General features: G+C 73.7%; 13 protein-coding genes and 2 pseudogenes. 8 read left to right on the top strand and 7 right to left on the bottom strand.

What is annotated here, in order from left to right:
- Window positions 1-33: 33 nt before the first annotated feature.
- Together IEZ04_RS17250 and IEZ04_RS17245 are read left to right on the top strand one after the other, a co-directional pair.
- Window positions 34-540: a DUF2243 domain-containing protein gene (locus IEZ04_RS17250; RefSeq protein WP_189217775.1), complete on the top strand. Its 507-nt coding sequence runs from the start codon at window positions 34-36 to the stop codon at window positions 538-540.
- Entirely contained in the window at window positions 537-1,346 is an 810-nt protein-coding gene (locus tag IEZ04_RS17245) for a cytochrome c oxidase assembly protein (protein WP_189217774.1), read from the top strand. Before IEZ04_RS17250 ends, IEZ04_RS17245 begins: the two co-directional genes overlap by 4 nt.
- On the opposite strand, the gene IEZ04_RS17240 is transcribed toward IEZ04_RS17245, so the two are convergent.
- Window positions 1,303-2,778 carry a HAMP domain-containing sensor histidine kinase gene (locus IEZ04_RS17240; protein WP_189217773.1) on the bottom strand — a complete coding sequence of 492 codons (1,476 nt, stop codon included), beginning with the start codon at window positions 2,776-2,778 and terminating at the stop codon, window positions 1,303-1,305. The two genes, IEZ04_RS17245 and IEZ04_RS17240, sit on opposite strands and share 44 nt — an antisense overlap.
- Window positions 2,779-3,570, bottom strand: a complete 792-nt coding sequence (locus tag IEZ04_RS17235) for a response regulator transcription factor (protein ID WP_189217772.1) — start codon at window positions 3,568-3,570, stop codon at window positions 2,779-2,781.
- A gap of 324 nt (window positions 3,571-3,894) precedes the next feature.
- Between IEZ04_RS17235 and IEZ04_RS17230 the strand changes: the two are divergent.
- Window positions 3,895-5,142: pseudogene (locus IEZ04_RS17230) on the top strand (glycosyltransferase family 4 protein); the annotation flags it as partial.
- Window positions 5,143-5,610: 468 nt separating this feature from the next.
- On the opposite strand, the gene IEZ04_RS17225 reads toward IEZ04_RS17230, so the two are convergent.
- Complete coding sequence (locus tag IEZ04_RS17225) at window positions 5,611-6,360, bottom strand: FMN reductase (protein WP_189217771.1); 750 nt, start codon at window positions 6,358-6,360, stop codon at window positions 5,611-5,613.
- A complete protein-coding gene (locus IEZ04_RS17220; protein ID WP_189217986.1) occupies window positions 6,357-7,475 on the bottom strand; it encodes an LLM class flavin-dependent oxidoreductase in 1,119 nt (372 codons plus the stop codon). The genes IEZ04_RS17225 and IEZ04_RS17220 overlap by 4 nt, the downstream gene beginning before the upstream one ends.
- Window positions 7,476-7,821: 346 nt before the next feature.
- On the opposite strand from IEZ04_RS17220, the pseudogene IEZ04_RS34875 reads away from it, so the two are divergent.
- Window positions 7,822-8,031: pseudogene (locus tag IEZ04_RS34875) on the top strand (hypothetical protein); the annotation flags it as partial.
- 42 nt (window positions 8,032-8,073) lie between these two features.
- On the opposite strand, the gene IEZ04_RS17215 reads toward IEZ04_RS34875, so the two are convergent.
- Window positions 8,074-8,853, bottom strand: coding sequence for an SDR family NAD(P)-dependent oxidoreductase (locus IEZ04_RS17215; protein ID WP_189217770.1), 780 nt, complete (start codon window positions 8,851-8,853; stop codon window positions 8,074-8,076).
- A 155-nt stretch (window positions 8,854-9,008) separates the two neighbouring features.
- Window positions 9,009-9,347, bottom strand: coding sequence for a YnfA family protein (locus tag IEZ04_RS17210; protein ID WP_189217769.1), 339 nt, complete (start codon window positions 9,345-9,347; stop codon window positions 9,009-9,011).
- A gap of 128 nt (window positions 9,348-9,475) precedes the next feature.
- On the opposite strand from IEZ04_RS17210, the gene IEZ04_RS17205 reads away from it, so the two are divergent.
- Entirely contained in the window at window positions 9,476-9,940 is a 465-nt protein-coding gene (locus IEZ04_RS17205) for a hypothetical protein (protein WP_189217768.1), read from the top strand.
- A gap of 21 nt (window positions 9,941-9,961) precedes the next feature.
- Here the strand turns inward: IEZ04_RS17205 and IEZ04_RS17200 are convergent, their stop codons facing one another.
- Window positions 9,962-11,155, bottom strand: coding sequence for an RtcB family protein (locus IEZ04_RS17200; RefSeq protein ID WP_189217767.1), 1,194 nt, complete (start codon window positions 11,153-11,155; stop codon window positions 9,962-9,964).
- 247 nt (window positions 11,156-11,402) lie between these two features.
- Between IEZ04_RS17200 and IEZ04_RS17195 the strand changes: the two genes are divergently transcribed.
- From IEZ04_RS17195 to IEZ04_RS17185, 3 genes are all read left to right on the top strand, one after another.
- Window positions 11,403-12,356: a DUF3558 domain-containing protein gene (locus IEZ04_RS17195; RefSeq protein WP_189217766.1), complete on the top strand. Its 954-nt coding sequence runs from the start codon at window positions 11,403-11,405 to the stop codon at window positions 12,354-12,356.
- Between the two features lie 150 nt (window positions 12,357-12,506).
- The gene (locus IEZ04_RS17190) at window positions 12,507-13,439 is read left to right on the top strand and encodes a hypothetical protein (RefSeq protein WP_189217765.1); all 933 of its coding nucleotides are present in this window, start codon (window positions 12,507-12,509) and stop codon (window positions 13,437-13,439) included.
- Window positions 13,440-13,557: 118 nt separating this feature from the next.
- On the top strand, window positions 13,558-15,000 hold the full coding sequence (locus IEZ04_RS17185; RefSeq protein WP_189217764.1) for a DUF2637 domain-containing protein: 1,443 nt from the start codon (window positions 13,558-13,560) through the stop codon (window positions 14,998-15,000).
- Window positions 15,001-15,049 lie beyond the last annotated feature (49 nt).

The following is a 15,049-nucleotide window of genomic DNA, read 5'->3' as shown; positions in this document are numbered from 1 at the left end:
CGGCTTCCGTCGCCCACCCGCCTGGAGGACTGGATGCCCGTCGGCCCCCCGCAACGGCACGGCATGCCGCTGACACGCCGCACCCTGGCCGGAGGCATCCTGGTCGGGGTCGGGGTGGCGGCGTTCGTGGACGAGGTCGTCTTCCACCAGTTGCTGCACTGGCACCACTTCTACGACAGGTCGACCACCGACGTGGGACTCGTCTCGGACGGCCTCTTCCACGCGGGCGGCTGGCTGGCCACGGTCGCCGGGCTGTTCCTCTACGCCGACCTGCGGCGGCGCGACGGCCTGGTGCGGCCCGCCTGGTGGTCGGGGGTGTGCCTCGGCATCGGGGGCTTCCAGCTCTACGACGGGACGATCCAGCACAAGGTGCTGCGCCTGCACCAGATCCGTTACGACGTCGATCCGGCGCCGTACGACTGGACCTGGAACGTGATCGCCGTGCTGTTCCTGGCCGCCGGGGCGGCCCTGTGGCTGCGGGCGCGCCGCGCGGGGGCGGCGGCGCACGGGCGTGCGGACGCGCACGCCGGTACCGCATGACCGTCGCCGCCGTCCTCCTGGCCTGCGTGCTCTACACGTACGCCGCCGGCCGGCTGCGGCGGCGCGGTGACGCCTGGGCGCGGAGCCGGGAGGCGTCCTGGTGGCTGGGCGGGGCCGTGCTGGTCTGCGCGGTCGAGGTGCCGTGGGGGACGTGGCTGCCACCGTTCACCGCGCACACGGCCGCGCATCTGGGCGCCGGCATGGCGGCACCGCTGCTGGTCGTGCTCGCCCGGCCGGGCACCCTGGTGCTGCGGACCGCTCCCGTCCCGGTGCGGCGCGGACTGCTGTCGCTGACGCGGACGCGGCCGGTGCGGTTCCTCGTCCTCCCGCCGGTCGCGGCCCTGTTCGACATCGGCGGGCTGTGGGTGCTGTACCGGGTGCCGCTGCCCGCCGGTGTGCACCACAGTCCGCTGCTGTACGTGCACCTCTTCGCCGCCGGGACGCTGTTCACCTTCTCGGTGCTGGCCCTCGACCCGCTGCGGCACCGCCCCGGGCTGCCGCTGCGCGCCGGGACCCTGCTCGCCGCCGCCGCGGCCCACGCCGTGCTCGCCAAGAGCCTCTACGCGGCGGGCCCGCCCGGCACGGCGTACGCGGCGGCCGACCTGCGTCTGGCCTCGCAGCTCATGTACTACGGCGGGGACGTCGTCGAGATCGCCCTGGCGGTGGTGGTGGCGTACCAGTGGTACCGGGCCGAGGGGCGGGCGCTGCGCCGTGCGGGGCGTCCGGGCCGGCGACCGGTGCCGGTGCCGGTGTCCGTGCCGGTCAGCGGTCCGCCGCCGCGCGGCCCCCGGCCGCCCGCGCCGTGAAGCCGAGGACCGCCCCGCCCCCCTCCCGCCGCCCTGCGAAGGGCATGCCCCCGTGGGCCTCGGCCACCTCCCGGACGATGGACAGTCCGAGGCCCGAGCCGGGGAGGCTGCGGGCGGCGGGGGCACGGTAGAAGCGGTCGAAGACGCGGACCAGGTCGTCGTCCGCGATCCCGGGGCCGCGGTCGCGCACCTCGACGCGGACGGGCTCGGTGCCGCCGCCGTCACCGTCCCCGCCTGTTCCGGACGGTGAGGGCGCCCTGGCCCCCGTCACCACGATCTCGATCGGTTCCGATCTCCCGTGGTCGTCGTGGTCGAACTTCGCGGCGTTCTCCACCAGGTTCGACACCGCCCGCTGCAGCGCGCCCGCCCGGCCCTCCACCGTGGTGTCCCCGTCCGCGCGGACCACGATCCGGCGGCCGGTGCGGCGGCGGGCGAGGGCCGCCACGTCCTGGGCGACGTCGGCGAGGGCCACCCGCTGGACGGGCTCGGTGCCGGACTGGCCGGCCGCCAGGTCCACCAGCTCGTTGACCAGGTCGGTGAGTTCGCGGGCCTCCTCGGCGAGGTCGTTGACCAGCTCCTCGCGGACGGCGGCCGGTAACTCGTCGATGCGGCGCAGCAGGGAGATGTTGGTGCGCAGGGACGTCAGGGGGGTGCGGAGCTCGTGGCCCGCGTCCTGCACCAGCCGCCGCTGGTCCTCCTCGGCCCGCGCGAGCCGGACCAGCATGCGGTCGAAGGAACGGCCGAGGCGGGCCACCTCGTCCCGGCCGGCGACGGGCACCTGGATGGCCGGCCGCCCGGTGCGGGCGACGTCCTCCGCCGCCCCGGCGAGCCGTACCAGGCGCCGGGTGACGCGGCGGGCCAGCCACCAGCCGAACAGTCCGGCCGAGACGACGACCGCCCAGACCACGAGCACGGTGCGCTGCTGGAGCTCCCGCAGCAGGTCCTCCGTGTCGCTGAACTCCTGCGCCAGCTGGACGGCGCCCCGCCCGCCGCCGAGGGACACGGTGGCCACGCGGTAGCGTCCGTCGCCCTGCGCCACCTCGTCGTGCTCGGTCACCCGGCCCGCGGGGGCGGTGTCGGCCAGGCGGCGGTCCAGGGAGCGCACGGGCAGTTCCTGGCTGCTCCGGTCGACGACCGTCCCGCCGGGGCCGAGGACCTGGACGACCGTACGGCCCGTGCGCATCAGCTCGTCGCGCGGTCCGCTGCGGCCGGAGGGCACGTAGTCGCCGGGGCCGAGGTCGTGCGCCCGTACCTGCCGGCGCAGCTCCCGCACCTCGCCGGCGAACACGGTCTGCTGGTCGACCCGGACCAGCCGGGCGGCCGCGCCGTAGCCGATGAAGCCGACGAGGACGGTGACGACGGCCGCGACGGCGGCGAAGGACACCGTGAAGGTGGTCCGGAGGGAGGAGGCCCGGGGCCGGCGCGGGCGCACTCAGTCCTCCCTCAGCACGTACCCCACGCCGCGCACCGTGTGGATCAGCGCCGACGCCTCCGGCTCGTCGAGCTTGCGCCGCAGGTAGCCGACGTACACGGCGAGGTTCTTGGAGCCGGGGCCGAAGTCGTAGCCCCAGATGCGGTCGTAGATCGTCGTGTGGTCGAGGACGGTCCCGGCGTTGCGGACGAGGAGCTCCAGCAGGTCGAACTCGGTCCGGGTCAGCTCCAGCTCCCGCGCCCCCCGCCAGGCCCGCCGGGCGTGGACGTCCATGCGCAGCCCCGCCGCGGCGAGCACCCGGGCACCGGTGCCGGTACCTGTACCGCTACCGGTCTCGGTGCTGGCACCGGTACCGGTACCGGTCTCCCCCGGTGACGGCCGGGACATGTCCCCCGACGGTCCAGAACCGGCACCGTCCGCCGGGCCGCCCGTCCGGCGGAGCAGGGCCCGCAGCCGGGCGAACACCTCCTCCACGTCGAACGGCTTGACGACGTAGTCGTCCGCCCCGGCGTCCAGACCGGCGATCCGGTCGGCCGTCTCCACCAGCGCGGTGAGCATCAGTATCGGCGTGCGGTCCCCCTCGGCCCGCAGCACCCGGCACACCTGGAGCCCGTCGACGCCCGGCATCATCACGTCCAGGACGAGCACGTCCGGCGGCGTCCGGTGGGCCTGCGCGAGCGCCTCCACCCCGTCGGCGACGGCCGTCACCTCGTACCCCTCGAGGGTCAGCGCGCGTTCCAGCGCGTGGCGGATGGCGCGGTCGTCCTCGGCGAGCAGCACAGTCTGCGGCACCGCACCAGTCTGCCAAGGCCCCGGCCCCGAACCACCGGGCGGGAACGGGCGGGAACGGCTTCTTACTCGCCTCTCACCGGCGCCGGGCCGGTCGCTTATCCGGCCGCACCACCGTGTCCGGTACGCGGGGCCGGGCGTCGGACCGGAACCACGCGGGGGGAGGTTCGTATGAGGCAGACGGCGCAGCGCGCGCGGCGGGGCGGGCAGGGCGGGTACGCGCTCCCTATGGAGCCGACCCCTATGGAGCCGACGACCCACCGCACGGCGCCGGAGTCCCGGCACAGGGCCCCGGAGGCCCCGCGCGCCACGGCCGGGCCCCGGCGCATGAAGATCGTGTTCCTGCTGCACAACGCGTACGCCGTCGGCGGCACCGTCCGCACCACGCTGAACCTGGCGTCGGCGCTGGCGGACCGGCACGAGGTGGAGATCGTGTCGATGTCCCGGCACCGCGACACGCCCCGCTTCCGCATCGACCCGCGGGTCGGGCTCGTCCCCCTGGTGGACCTGCGGCCGGGCAGCGCGGACCTGGCGAACCCCGCGTACGGGCGGCCGGCCGTCGACTTCCCCGTCGAGGACGGGCGGCACCACCAGTACAGCCGCCTGACCGACCGGCGGGTCCGTGCCCATCTGTCCGGCTGCCGCGCGGACGTCGTCATCGGCACCCGTCCGGGCCTGAACGTGTACGTCGCCCGCTTCGCGCCCCGTGACGCGCTGCGCGTCGGGCAGGAGCACCTGCGCCACGACGCGCACGGCAGGGCGTTGCTGCGGGTCCTCGCCCGTCACTACCGCGCCCTGGACGCGGTGGTGACGACGACCGAGGCGGACGCCCGGGTGTACCGGGAGCGGATGACGCTGCCGGGGGTACGGGTGCTGTCGGTGCCGAACATCGTGCCGGAGGCGGGCGTCCCCCCGTCCCCCCGCACCGCCCCGGTGATCGCGGCGGCCGGCCGGCTGACCCGCGGCAAGCGCTTCGACCTGCTCCTGGAGGCGTTCGCACGGGTGGCGGCGAAGGAGCCGGACTGGGAGTTGCGGATCTACGGCGGCGGCAAGGAGAAGGGCCGTCTGCGAGAGCTGATCGAGGAGTTGGGCCTCGCCGGCCGGGCCCGGCTGATGGGCGTGCGCACCCCGATCGAGGCCGCGTTCGCGCAGGCGTCACTGGTGGTCAGCGCCTCGGACGCGGAGTCGTTCGGGATGACGCTGGTGGAGGCGATGCGCTGCGGGGTGCCCGTCGTCAGCACGGACTGCCCGCTCGGGCCCGCCGAGATCGTCACGGACGGCGTCGACGGCCGCCTCGTCCCCGTGGGCGACGTCCGTGCCCTCGCCGACGCGATGCTGGAACTGATCGTGGCCGACGGCACCCGGCGCGCGATGGGTGAGGCGGCCCTGCGGAGCGCGCACCGTTACGACCCCGCCCCGATCCTGACCCGCTACGAACTGCTGTTCGCCGAGCTGCACGCCACGCGCCGCCGACGCGGATGGGTGCGCGAGAAGGCCCGCGCGAGGGGCTGGGTACGGCGCCGGGTACGGCTGGTACGGCGCCGGGTGCGGGCGTGGCGGAGCAGGGCGGGCCGGCTGTCCACGCGGATGCGCGCGTCGACCGCCCGTACAACGCCGGGGACGCCACCCGGAGGGCCTGCCGCCCGAAGGAGCGAACAGAGCCCGGACCCCGGGCATCGCCCCGCTGCCGTCCCGGACCCCATGCCCGGCCCGTCCGGAACCAGCGGCCACGCGCGCTCGGTGACGGCCGGCCGGCCCGGAGACCCCCGGCCCGGGCCGGCCGGCACGGACGGCTGAGCGAGGCGGACGCGCCGGGCCGCCCCACGCCGGCCGGCCGCCCGCCGGATCTCGCCCGTCGGCACGGTGCGTAGCGGGGGCCGGGACGAACGGCCCACGACGGACCGGTTCGCCCCGTTCGCCACACCCGCCCCGGCTGACCACGCACCGGATCCCGCCCGCCGGAACTCACCTGCGGACGGCACCGGCCCCCTGGCGAAGCCACGGGGGCCCCGCCAGGGGGCCGCCACCGTCGGCACTGCCCCGCTACGGCCTCAGCGCAGCGAGCTGCTGCTCGAAGGGGATCACGGCGGGGAGGTCCGCCCCGGGACCGGGGGCGGTCGAAGATCCGGGCCCCGGCCCGATGTCCGTGCCGTACGCGTCCCCGGACGGGGTCTCGGGTCCACCCTCGTCCGAGTCCGAGCCCGAGCCCGAGCCCGAGTCCGCGGCCGGGGACTCGGACGAGGCGCCGGCCGCGGACTCGACCCCGCGCGGGCCGCGCAGCATCCCCGCCAGCTCCTCCGCCGCCCGCTCGATCCGCTCGGCGAGTCCCTCCGCTCCCCAGTCCTCCGAGGCCGCGTAGACCGCGGTGGGCACGGTCGTCGCGCGCAGGTACGCGAACAGCGGGCGCAGCGCGTGTTCGAGGACCAGCGAGTGCCGGGCGGAGCCGCCCGTGGCCGCGAGGAGCACCGGCTTGCCGATCAGGGCGTCCTTGTCGAGCACGTCGAAGAACGACTTGAACAGCCCGCTGTAGGAGGCGGAGAACACCGGCGTGACCACGATCAGGCCGTCCGCCGCCCGCACGGCGTCCAGCGCGGGGGCCAGGCGCGGTCCCGGGAAGCCGTTCGTGAAGTTGTGCGCGATCTCGACGGCCAGGTCGCGCAGCTCGACGACCTGGACGTCGGCCCCGGCGGGCACGCGTGCGGTGGTCGCGGCGGCCAGCCGGTCGCCCAGCAGCCGGGTGGACGACGGCACGCTCAGCCCCGCCGAGACGACGACGAGCTTGACGGTCCTCACGCGCTCCGCACCTCCTCGCCGGAGTCCTCCGTGGCCTCGGCCGCGCGGACCGCGGCGACCAGGGACCCGTGGGTGGGCGCGTCCGGCACGTTCGCCGGGCGGCCCTTCGCGAACTCCTCGCGCAGCACCGGCACGACCTCCTCGCCGAGGATGTCGAGCTGCTCGAGCACGGTCTTCAGCGGCAGCCCCGCGTGGTCCATCAGGAACAGCTGGCGCTGGTAGTCGCCCGCGTACTCGCGGAAACCCAGCGTCTTCTCGATGACCTGCTGCGGCGAGCCGACCGTCAGCGGCGTCTGCGCGGTGAAGTCCTCCAGCGACGGCCCGTGCCCGTACACCGGCGCCACGTCGAAGTAGGGGCGGAACTCGCGCACCGCGTCCTGCGAGTTCTTCCGCATGAACACCTGGCCGCCGAGCCCGACGATCGCCTGCTCGGGCGTGCCGTGCCCGTAGTGCGCGTACCGGGTGCGGTACAGCTCGATCATCCGCTTGGTGTGGTCGGCGGGCCAGAAGATGTTGTTGTGGAAGAAGCCGTCGCCGTAGTACGCGGCCTGCTCGGCGATCTCCGGGGAGCGGATCGAGCCGTGCCAGACGAACGGCGGCACGCCGTCCATCGGCGCGGGCGTTGCGGTGAAGCCCTGGAGGGGCGTGCGGAACTTGCCCTCCCAGTTCACCACCTTCTCGGTCCACAGCCGGCGCAGCAGGGCGTAGTTCTCGATGGCGAGGTTGATGCCCTGCCGGATGTCCTGTCCGAACCACGGGTAGACCGGGCCGGTGTTGCCGCGCCCCATCGTCAGGTCGACGCGCCCGTCGGCCAGGTGCTGGAGCATCGCGTAGTCCTCGGCGATCTTCACCGGGTCGTTGGTGGTGATCAGCGTGGTCGCGGTGGAGAGGACGAGCCGCTCGGTGCGGGCGGCGATGTAGCCGAGCATCGTGGTCGGGGAGGACGGCACGAACGGCGGGTTGTGGTGCTCCCCCGTCGCGAACACGTCCAGGCCGACCTCCTCGGCCTTCAGCGCGATCGCGACCATCGCCTTGATGCGCTCACGCTCGGTCGGCGTCCGGCCCGTGGTCGGGTCGGGCGTGACGTCACCGACGCTGAAGATTCCGAACTGCATCATGGCTGCCGCCCTCCAAGTTGTTTACGATTCAACTATACCTCCGGAACAGCCCTCCCGCCTTCCCTATTCCGCAGCCGTCGCCGCCCCCGGGGTGCGCTTCTCCGGTGGAGCCCGTCGGTACGGCGACCAGGACGGGGACCAGGAGACGGGGACCAGGACGGGGACCAGCATTTCGAGGGTCGCGGAGGTGCCTGGATCGGCCTCGGCCCGTTCGCCCGGAGGCTGGAGGGGCGCGACCGGGTGTGGCGGCGTCCGGCGCGCTCCGGCGCCTCTTCACCGAGTACATGGAGGTCGGGCCAGGGGGTCCCCTGCTTGAGCGAAGCCGCGAGCTCGGGGAAGGGCGGTCCTGCGCCATCGCATCCACGAGGCCCTGGAGCACGCCGGGACCGACCGCGCCATGGACCGGGCCGCTCGGGCCGCCGACCGGGCCGACCGCGCCGCCGACCGGGCCGACCGCGCCGCCGATGTCGGCTACGCGGACCAGGCCCACCTGGTCCGCGACCTCACCGCGACCGTGGGCGTGCCGCCGACGGCGTACGCCCAGGCCGTATCGCTGACACCGGACGCGGTACCAGCGATACGTACGCCGGGAGGCTCAGAGCTCCCGGTGCACCTTCGTGTTCGACGCCTGCGCGCGCGGGCGCAGGACGAGCAGGTCCACGTTCACGTGGCTGGGCCGGGTGACCGCCCAGGCGATGGTGTCCGCCACGTCGTCCGCGGTCAGCGGCTCGGCGACGCCTTCGTAGACCTTGGCGGCCTTCTCCTCGTCCCCGCCGAACCGGTTGAGCGAGAACTCGTCCGTCTTCACCATGCCCGGCGCGATCTCGATCACGCGGACCGGCTGCCCCACGATCTCCAGCCGCAGCGTCTCCGCGAGGACGTGCGCACCGTGCTTGGCGGCGACGTACCCGGCACCGCCCTCGTACGTGGCGTGGCCCGCCGTGGAGGACACCACGACCACCGTGCCGTCGCCGCTCGCGGTGAGCGCCGGGAGCAGTGCCTGGGTCATGTTGAGGGTGCCGATGACGTTGGTCTCGTACATCCGGCGCCAGTCCTCCGGGGCGCCGGTGGCGACCGGGTCGGTGCCGAGCGCGCCGCCCGCGTTGTTCACCAGCACGCCGATGGTCCTGAACGCCGTGGCGAACTCGTCGACCGCCGCGCGGTCCGTCACGTCCAGGGTGTACGCCGTGGCCGAGTGGCCCGCCGCGTTGATCTCCTCCGCAAGGGCCTCGATACGGTCCTTGCGGCGGGCGGTCAGCACCACGCGGTAGCCGGCCGCGGCCAGCTGCCGGGCCGTGGCGGCACCGATGCCGCTGCTCGCGCCGGTGACGACGGCGATACGGGAGGCGGCGGAGGGGGTGGCGGGGGCGGTCATGGACGTAACTCCTCGGTGCCGTACTGGGGCAGCGGGCTGCTGCCGTGCCGGGTCCCCGCCAGGATAGGTGCGGGATGCACGGGAGTGCCGGGGCGTCCCGTTCCGTGGGCCGTGGGCCGTGGTCCCCGGGGCGTTCGGGCGGCGGCGGACCGGACTCAGTTGCCGCCGCGGGGCGCATACATGATCAACGCCATCCCCACCAGGCAGACCAGCGCACCGGCCACGTCCCAGCGGTCGGGCCGGTAGCCGTCCGCGACCATGCCCCAGGCCAGTGACCCGGCGACGAACACACCGCCGTACGCGGCGAGGATGCGGCCGAAGTTCGCGTCCGGCTGGAGCGTCGCCACGAACCCGTACGCGCCGAGCGCGACGACGCCCGCGCCGATCCACAGCCAGCCGCGGTGCTCGCGCACGCCCTGCCACACCAGCCAGGCACCGCCGATCTCGAACAGCGCGGCGAGGACGAACAGGACGACGGATCGAACGATCACCATACGGGCAGCCTGCCATGCCGCCCCGCCCGCCGAGGACGCCGCCTCACCTGATGGGCGGCGCCTGAGCCGTACCGCCGGGTGGCATGTATGGCGGTGCACTCACGTTCCACGACCAGGGAGCCGACGTCATGCGCATCCTCGGCGCGCTCACGGCGGGCGCGGTCCTCCTCGGCGGCGCCACCGCCCTCGCGGCGGGTCCGCCCGTCCCCGAGGCCGACCTCGCCTACCACGGTCACGTCGCCCTGGACGCGGGCCGTGCCGACGTGACGCTCGTCGCGCACAACCACGGCCCGTCCCCCGTCGACGACGCCACCGTGCGGCTGCGCTGGTCGACGCCGATCGCCGACGCGCAGTCGCTGCCGCACCGCTGCACGCGGTCGGACGCCTGGACGGTGCTGTGCGGCACGGGCGCGCTCGCGGCGGACGGCCCCGGCACCACGATCAGCCTGCGGGTACGGCTGGTGGGCGCGCCGCCCGAGGTCCTGCTGGAGATCGGCACGGCCTGGAGCGGCGGCGGCGCGGTCGACGGCAACCACCTCAACGACCGGCAGCGCGTCCTGGCCCTGGACACGGACGACACGTACCGCTTCTGACCAGTCCTGCGCGCGGACGGCTCAGCCCTTCACGCAGATGACCTGCTTCAGCTTCGCCACCACCTGTACGAGATCCCGCTGCTGGTCGATGACCTGCTCGATCGGCTTGTACGCACCGGGGATCTCGTCCACCACACCGGCGTCCTTGCGGCACTCCACGCCCCGCGTCTGCTCCTCCAGGTCCTTCGTGGAGAAGCGGCGCTTGGCCGCGGTGCGGCTCATGCGACGGCCCGCCCCGTGCGAGGCGGAGTTGAAGGACTTCTCGTTGCCGAGCCCCTTCACGATGTACGAGCCGGTGCCCATCGAGCCCGGGATGATGCCGTACTCACCGGCCTTGGCGCTGATCGCCCCCTTGCGGGTGACGAGCAGGTCCATGCCCTCGTACCGCTCGCGGCTCACGTAGTTGTGGTGGCAGCTCACCTCGGGCTCGAAGGTGACCCGGGCCTTCTTGAACTCCTTGCGGACCACGTCCTTGAAGAGCGCCATCATGATCGACCGGTTGTGCCTCGCGTACTCCTGCGCCCAGTAGAGGTCGTTCTGGTACGCGGCCATCTGCGGTGTGTCCGCGACGAAGACGGCCAGGTCGCGGTCGATCAGCCCCTGGTTGTGCGGGAGCTTCCGGGCGACGCCGATGTGGTGCTCGGCCAGCTCCTTGCCGATGTTCCGGGAACCGGAGTGCAACATGAGCCAGACCGAACCGGTCTCGTCCAGACAGAACTCGACGAAATGATTTCCGCTGCCCAGCGTTCCCATCTGCTTCTCCGCCCGGTCGTGACGGAATCTGACTGATTCGGCGACCCCGTCGAACCGTGCCCAGAAGTCGTCCCATCCCGCGGTGGCGAACCCGTGCAGCCGCCCCGGCTCGACCGGGGAGTCGTGCATGCCCCGGCCCACCGGGATCGCCTGCTCGATCCTCGACCGCAGCCTGGACAGGTCCCCCGGCAGATCGTTCGCGGTCAGGGAGGTCCGCACCGCCGACATCCCGCACCCGATGTCCACGCCCACCGCCGCCGGGCAGACCGCACCCCGCATCGCGATGACGGAACCCACCGTGGCACCCTTTCCGTAATGGACGTCGGGCATGACGGCCAGGCCCTTGACCCACGGCAGTGTCGCCACGTTCTGGAGCTGCTGCATCGCGCCGCCCTCGACCGACGCCGGGTCGGTCCACATGCGGATCGGCACCCGCGCGCCAGGCACCTCGACGTACGACATATCGCCCTCGTTCCCCCGAAAAAACAACAGAAGCATGGAATGCGCAAAACCAGCGCCAAGGCCGACGAATGGGATACGGGACCGGCGTTCACGGCGTTGCGTGCGATACACATTGTGTGCGGCGGCCGCACTGGTGCGGCAAGCGAATAACCGCGAGACGAACGACCGGACGACCAACCGGACGAACGACCCCAGGAGACCACCGCGCCGGGACCGCGCGGCCGGCGGTCCGTCGAGAGGAGCCCCCGTGCAGCCGAAGGCGTACGTACCCGGTATCGCCGTGCTCCTCGCGGCGCTGCTGGCCGGCTGCACCGGCTCGGACGCCTCCGACGACGCCACCGACAACCGCCCCGGCGACACCGGCGCCACCGCGCCCGCCGCCCAGCCGGGCCGCTACCGCACCCTCCCGGAGGCCTGCGGAGCGGTCGGCCACGACTCCCTCGACACACTGCTGCCGGGCATCAGGCAGATCACGGACGTGGAGCAGCGCGCGACGGCGTACGAGGGCGAGGCCACGCTCACCTACGACACGGACCGGCGCGTGGGCTGCCGCTGGAAGGTGGAGTCGGCGACCGCGACGGACCATCTGCTGGTCGACTTCGAACGCGTGGTGTCGTACGACAACGCGGTCAGCGACGACGACGCGGCCCAGGAGATCTACGCGGCCAAGGTCGAGGCGGCCGACCTCCCGGAACCCTCCCCGACGGCGAGCGGGAGCGACGCGACGGACGCCACCGCCACGGCCGCCCCGACCGCCACCGCCACGGCCGACGGGTCGGCCGGAACGGAGGGGACGGCCGGGACCGGGAGCGGCGCGGAGGGCGTCCACCCCGACGGCGGCACCGAGGACGACCTCGGTGACGGCACGCCCTCGGGCGGCGCGACCCCTTCCGCGTCCGCCTCGGGCAGCGCCTCCGGGTCGGCCTCCGACCCGGCACCGGACCCCACCGGCGCGACCGCGACCCCGCCCTCCCTCCAGCCCCGCGCCCTCGACGACCTCGCCGACTCCGCGTTCCTGGACGACGAGCTGAGCACCGCCCACCAGCGCACGGTGACTGTGGTCTTCCGCACGTCCAACGTCATCGTGACGATCGAGTACGCGGAGCAGCCGACGACCATGACGGACGTCCCGGACAGCGAGGAAATGCAGGACAGGGCCCGGAATCTGGCCGCACGGCTGGCGGACTCGCTCGACGGCTGACCGCACTTGGGCGGCCGTCGGGCCCGCCGGCGAACCACCCGAACCACGACCGCCCTCCTTCCCCACCGCGTACCGTGGCCCCCGCGGACCCGATCCGACAGTCCGACCGCAGGAACCACGAGCGTCAGACACGTCATGAGTGAAGGAACCATGCACCGATCAGCACAGCGCGACCAGCAGCACCAGCGAGTCGAACCGGCCGGGCGGGCCGGACGCCCCGGCGGCAGCGCACGCGGGCGCCGTCTCCTCGTGGCTGCCACCGCCGTTCCGGTGCTGCTCATGGCCTCCGCCTGTTCCTCGGACTCCGGCTCGGGCGCCGGTTCGGGCTCGGGCGGCGACGCGAAGGACGAGTCCAGTGCGTCGGCGTCGCCCACGCCGTCGGCGAGCGCCGTGCAGGCGGCCGCGTACGGCAAACTGCCCGACACCTGCTCGGTGTTGTCCGAGAAGACCCTGAAGGACCTGGTTCCGGAGGGCGCGAAGTCCGGCAAGGCCATCAGCGAGGGCCAGCCGGACGTCAGCGGCGACTGCCGCTGGACCAGCCTCGCGGACAACGGCGTGGACGGCTCCCAGTACCGCTGGCTGAGCGTGTCGTTGCTGCGCCTGGACTCGGACGAGGCGCGCGGCCCGGGCGAGGAGCGGGCCGCCGAGCAGTACGAGAAGAAGATCGGCGAGGCCAAGTCGGTCGACGGCGCGAAGAACGTCAGGACCGAGCAGGTCGGCGGCACCGGCGACCAGGCGACGCTGGTGCGGTACGACCTGAAGAAGGACGAGGGCGACTTCAGGCAGCAGACGGTCGTGGTGCGGGCCGAGAACGTGGTCATCACGCTCGACTACAACGGCGCGGGTCTGGCGGGCGACAAGACCCCGGACGCCGACGACCTGTCGAAGGACGCGAAGGCCGCGGCCAAGGAGGTCGTGACGGCGGTGGCCGAGGCGAACGAGGCCGGGTCCGGGTCCCCGTCCGCCCCGGCGTCCACGGACAAGCCGGACGCGGGCTCCGGCTCCGCCATCGACAAGGACTCGGGCTCCGGCTCCGGGTCCGATTCCGGCTCCGACTCGGGCTCGTCCGGCAGGAAGAGCTGACCCGAAGTCACACGCGCATCAGACGCACAAGTCGCACCAGACGCACCGGTAATCGGCACACCGCACACGTGTGCCACCCTGTAGCGCGCAACTACACGCTTCGGGAGGGGAGAAACGGGTGGCCGCGCCACTGCAACTGACACGGATGCACCGCGTTCTCATCGGCGTGGTCGTCGCCGGTGCGGTCGTCATCGCCGGTATCGGCTTCGCGGGTTCGTACGCGGCCGTCCGTGAACTCGCCGTCGAGAAGGGCTTCGGGAACTTCTCCTACGTCCTTCCCATCGGCATCGACGCGGGTATCTGTGTCCTGCTCGCCCTGGATCTCCTCCTCACCTGGATCCGCATCCCGTTCCCGCTGCTGCGGCAGACGGCGTGGCTGCTGACCGCGGCGACGATCGCGTTCAACGGCGCGGCGGCGTGGCCGGACCCGCTGGGCGTGGGCATGCACAGCGTGATCCCGGTGCTGTTCGTGGTGACGGTCGAGGCGGCGCGGCACGCGGTCGGCCGCATCGCCGACATCACGGCGGACCGGCACATGGAGGGCGTCCGCCTCACCCGCTGGCTGCTCTCGCCGGGCCCCACCTTCCTCCTCTGGCGCCGCATGAAGCTGTGGGAGCTGCGCAGCTACGACCAGGTGATCAAGCTGGAGCAGGAGCGCCTCGTCTACCAGGCCCGCCTGCGCTCGCGCTACGGCCGCGCCTGGCGCCGCAAGGCCCCGGTGGAGTCGCTGATGCCGCTGCGGCTGGCCCGCTACGGCGTGCCCTTGGCGGACACCGCGCCCGCCGGCCTGGCCGCGGCGGGCATCGAGCCGGCACTGCTGCCCCCGGCCCCGCAGCAGCCGGAGCTGGAGCCGGCACCGGGCCCGGCACCCGCGGCCGTGGCGCAGGACGGCCGCGCCGCCGCTCCGGCACAGCTGACGAAGAGCGCACCCCGGCAGACCTCCGCCGCGCAGGCCCCTGCCGCGCAGGGTCCGCAGCAGCCCGCCCGGGCGACGAGGGCGGAAGCCGAAGCAGAGGCAGCAGCGGAGGCAGCAGGGGCGGAAGCGGAGCAGCAGAGCCCGTGGTTCGCCGCCACGACCCCGCAGGACGTCGTGTACCAGGGCGGCTACGACCCCTCGTACGACCCGGAGAAGCAGTACGAACAGTGGTACGAGGAGCAGCAGCCGGAGCAGTACCAGCCGGCCTCGTCGTCGGAGGAGACGGGCAGCTTCCCCATCCCGGCGGGCCCCGGCCGCACGCGCCAGCTCGGCGAGGGCGGCGTGCACCAGCCGCAGCAGCAGGCCCAGCTGCCCATCCCCCACCCCCGTGAGGAACCGTCACCGGCACAGGCGCAGGCCCCGGCGCCGGCCCCCGCGGCCCAGCCGGACGAGCAGGCCGAGGAGGAGGCGTACTACCAGGTCTTCCGCCAGTCGATCGACGGCAGCCTGCCCACCCCGAAGACCCTCGGCGACAACATCGAGGCGACGTACGGCACGAAGCTGAGCCCGAGCGCTCTCAAGGCCCTCTCGGACCGCTTCGAGCTCCGCTTCAACGCGGAGCTCGAGGAGGACCACATCGCCTGATCCCCGCGACCACGACGGTGGGGGCGCCCGGAGATCTCCGGGCGCCCCC

Source organism: Streptomyces ruber (genome assembly GCF_014648075.1).
Classification (GTDB): Bacteria; Actinomycetota; Actinomycetes; order Streptomycetales; family Streptomycetaceae; genus Streptomyces; species Streptomyces ruber.
The sequence above is the reverse complement of the archived record's forward strand: the minus strand, read 5'-3'. Positions and strand labels throughout refer to the sequence as shown.

Excerpts from the sequence above, each read along its gene's own strand:
- IEZ04_RS17250 (WP_189217775.1), top strand. The coding sequence starts at position 34 with ATGCCCGTCGGCCCCCCGCAACGGCACGGCATGCCGCTGACACGCCGC.
- IEZ04_RS17245 (WP_189217774.1), top strand. The coding sequence starts at position 537 with ATGACCGTCGCCGCCGTCCTCCTGGCCTGCGTGCTCTACACGTACGCC.
- IEZ04_RS17220 (WP_189217986.1), bottom strand. The coding sequence starts at position 7,475 with ATGCAGTTCGGAATCTTCAGCGTCGGTGACGTCACGCCCGACCCGACC.
- IEZ04_RS17215 (WP_189217770.1), bottom strand. The coding sequence starts at position 8,853 with ATGACCGCCCCCGCCACCCCCTCCGCCGCCTCCCGTATCGCCGTCGTC.
- IEZ04_RS17210 (WP_189217769.1), bottom strand. The coding sequence starts at position 9,347 with ATGGTGATCGTTCGATCCGTCGTCCTGTTCGTCCTCGCCGCGCTGTTC.
- IEZ04_RS17205 (WP_189217768.1), top strand. The coding sequence starts at position 9,476 with ATGCGCATCCTCGGCGCGCTCACGGCGGGCGCGGTCCTCCTCGGCGGC.
- IEZ04_RS17200 (WP_189217767.1), bottom strand. The coding sequence starts at position 11,155 with ATGTCGTACGTCGAGGTGCCTGGCGCGCGGGTGCCGATCCGCATGTGG.
- IEZ04_RS17190 (WP_189217765.1), top strand. The coding sequence starts at position 12,507 with ATGCACCGATCAGCACAGCGCGACCAGCAGCACCAGCGAGTCGAACCG.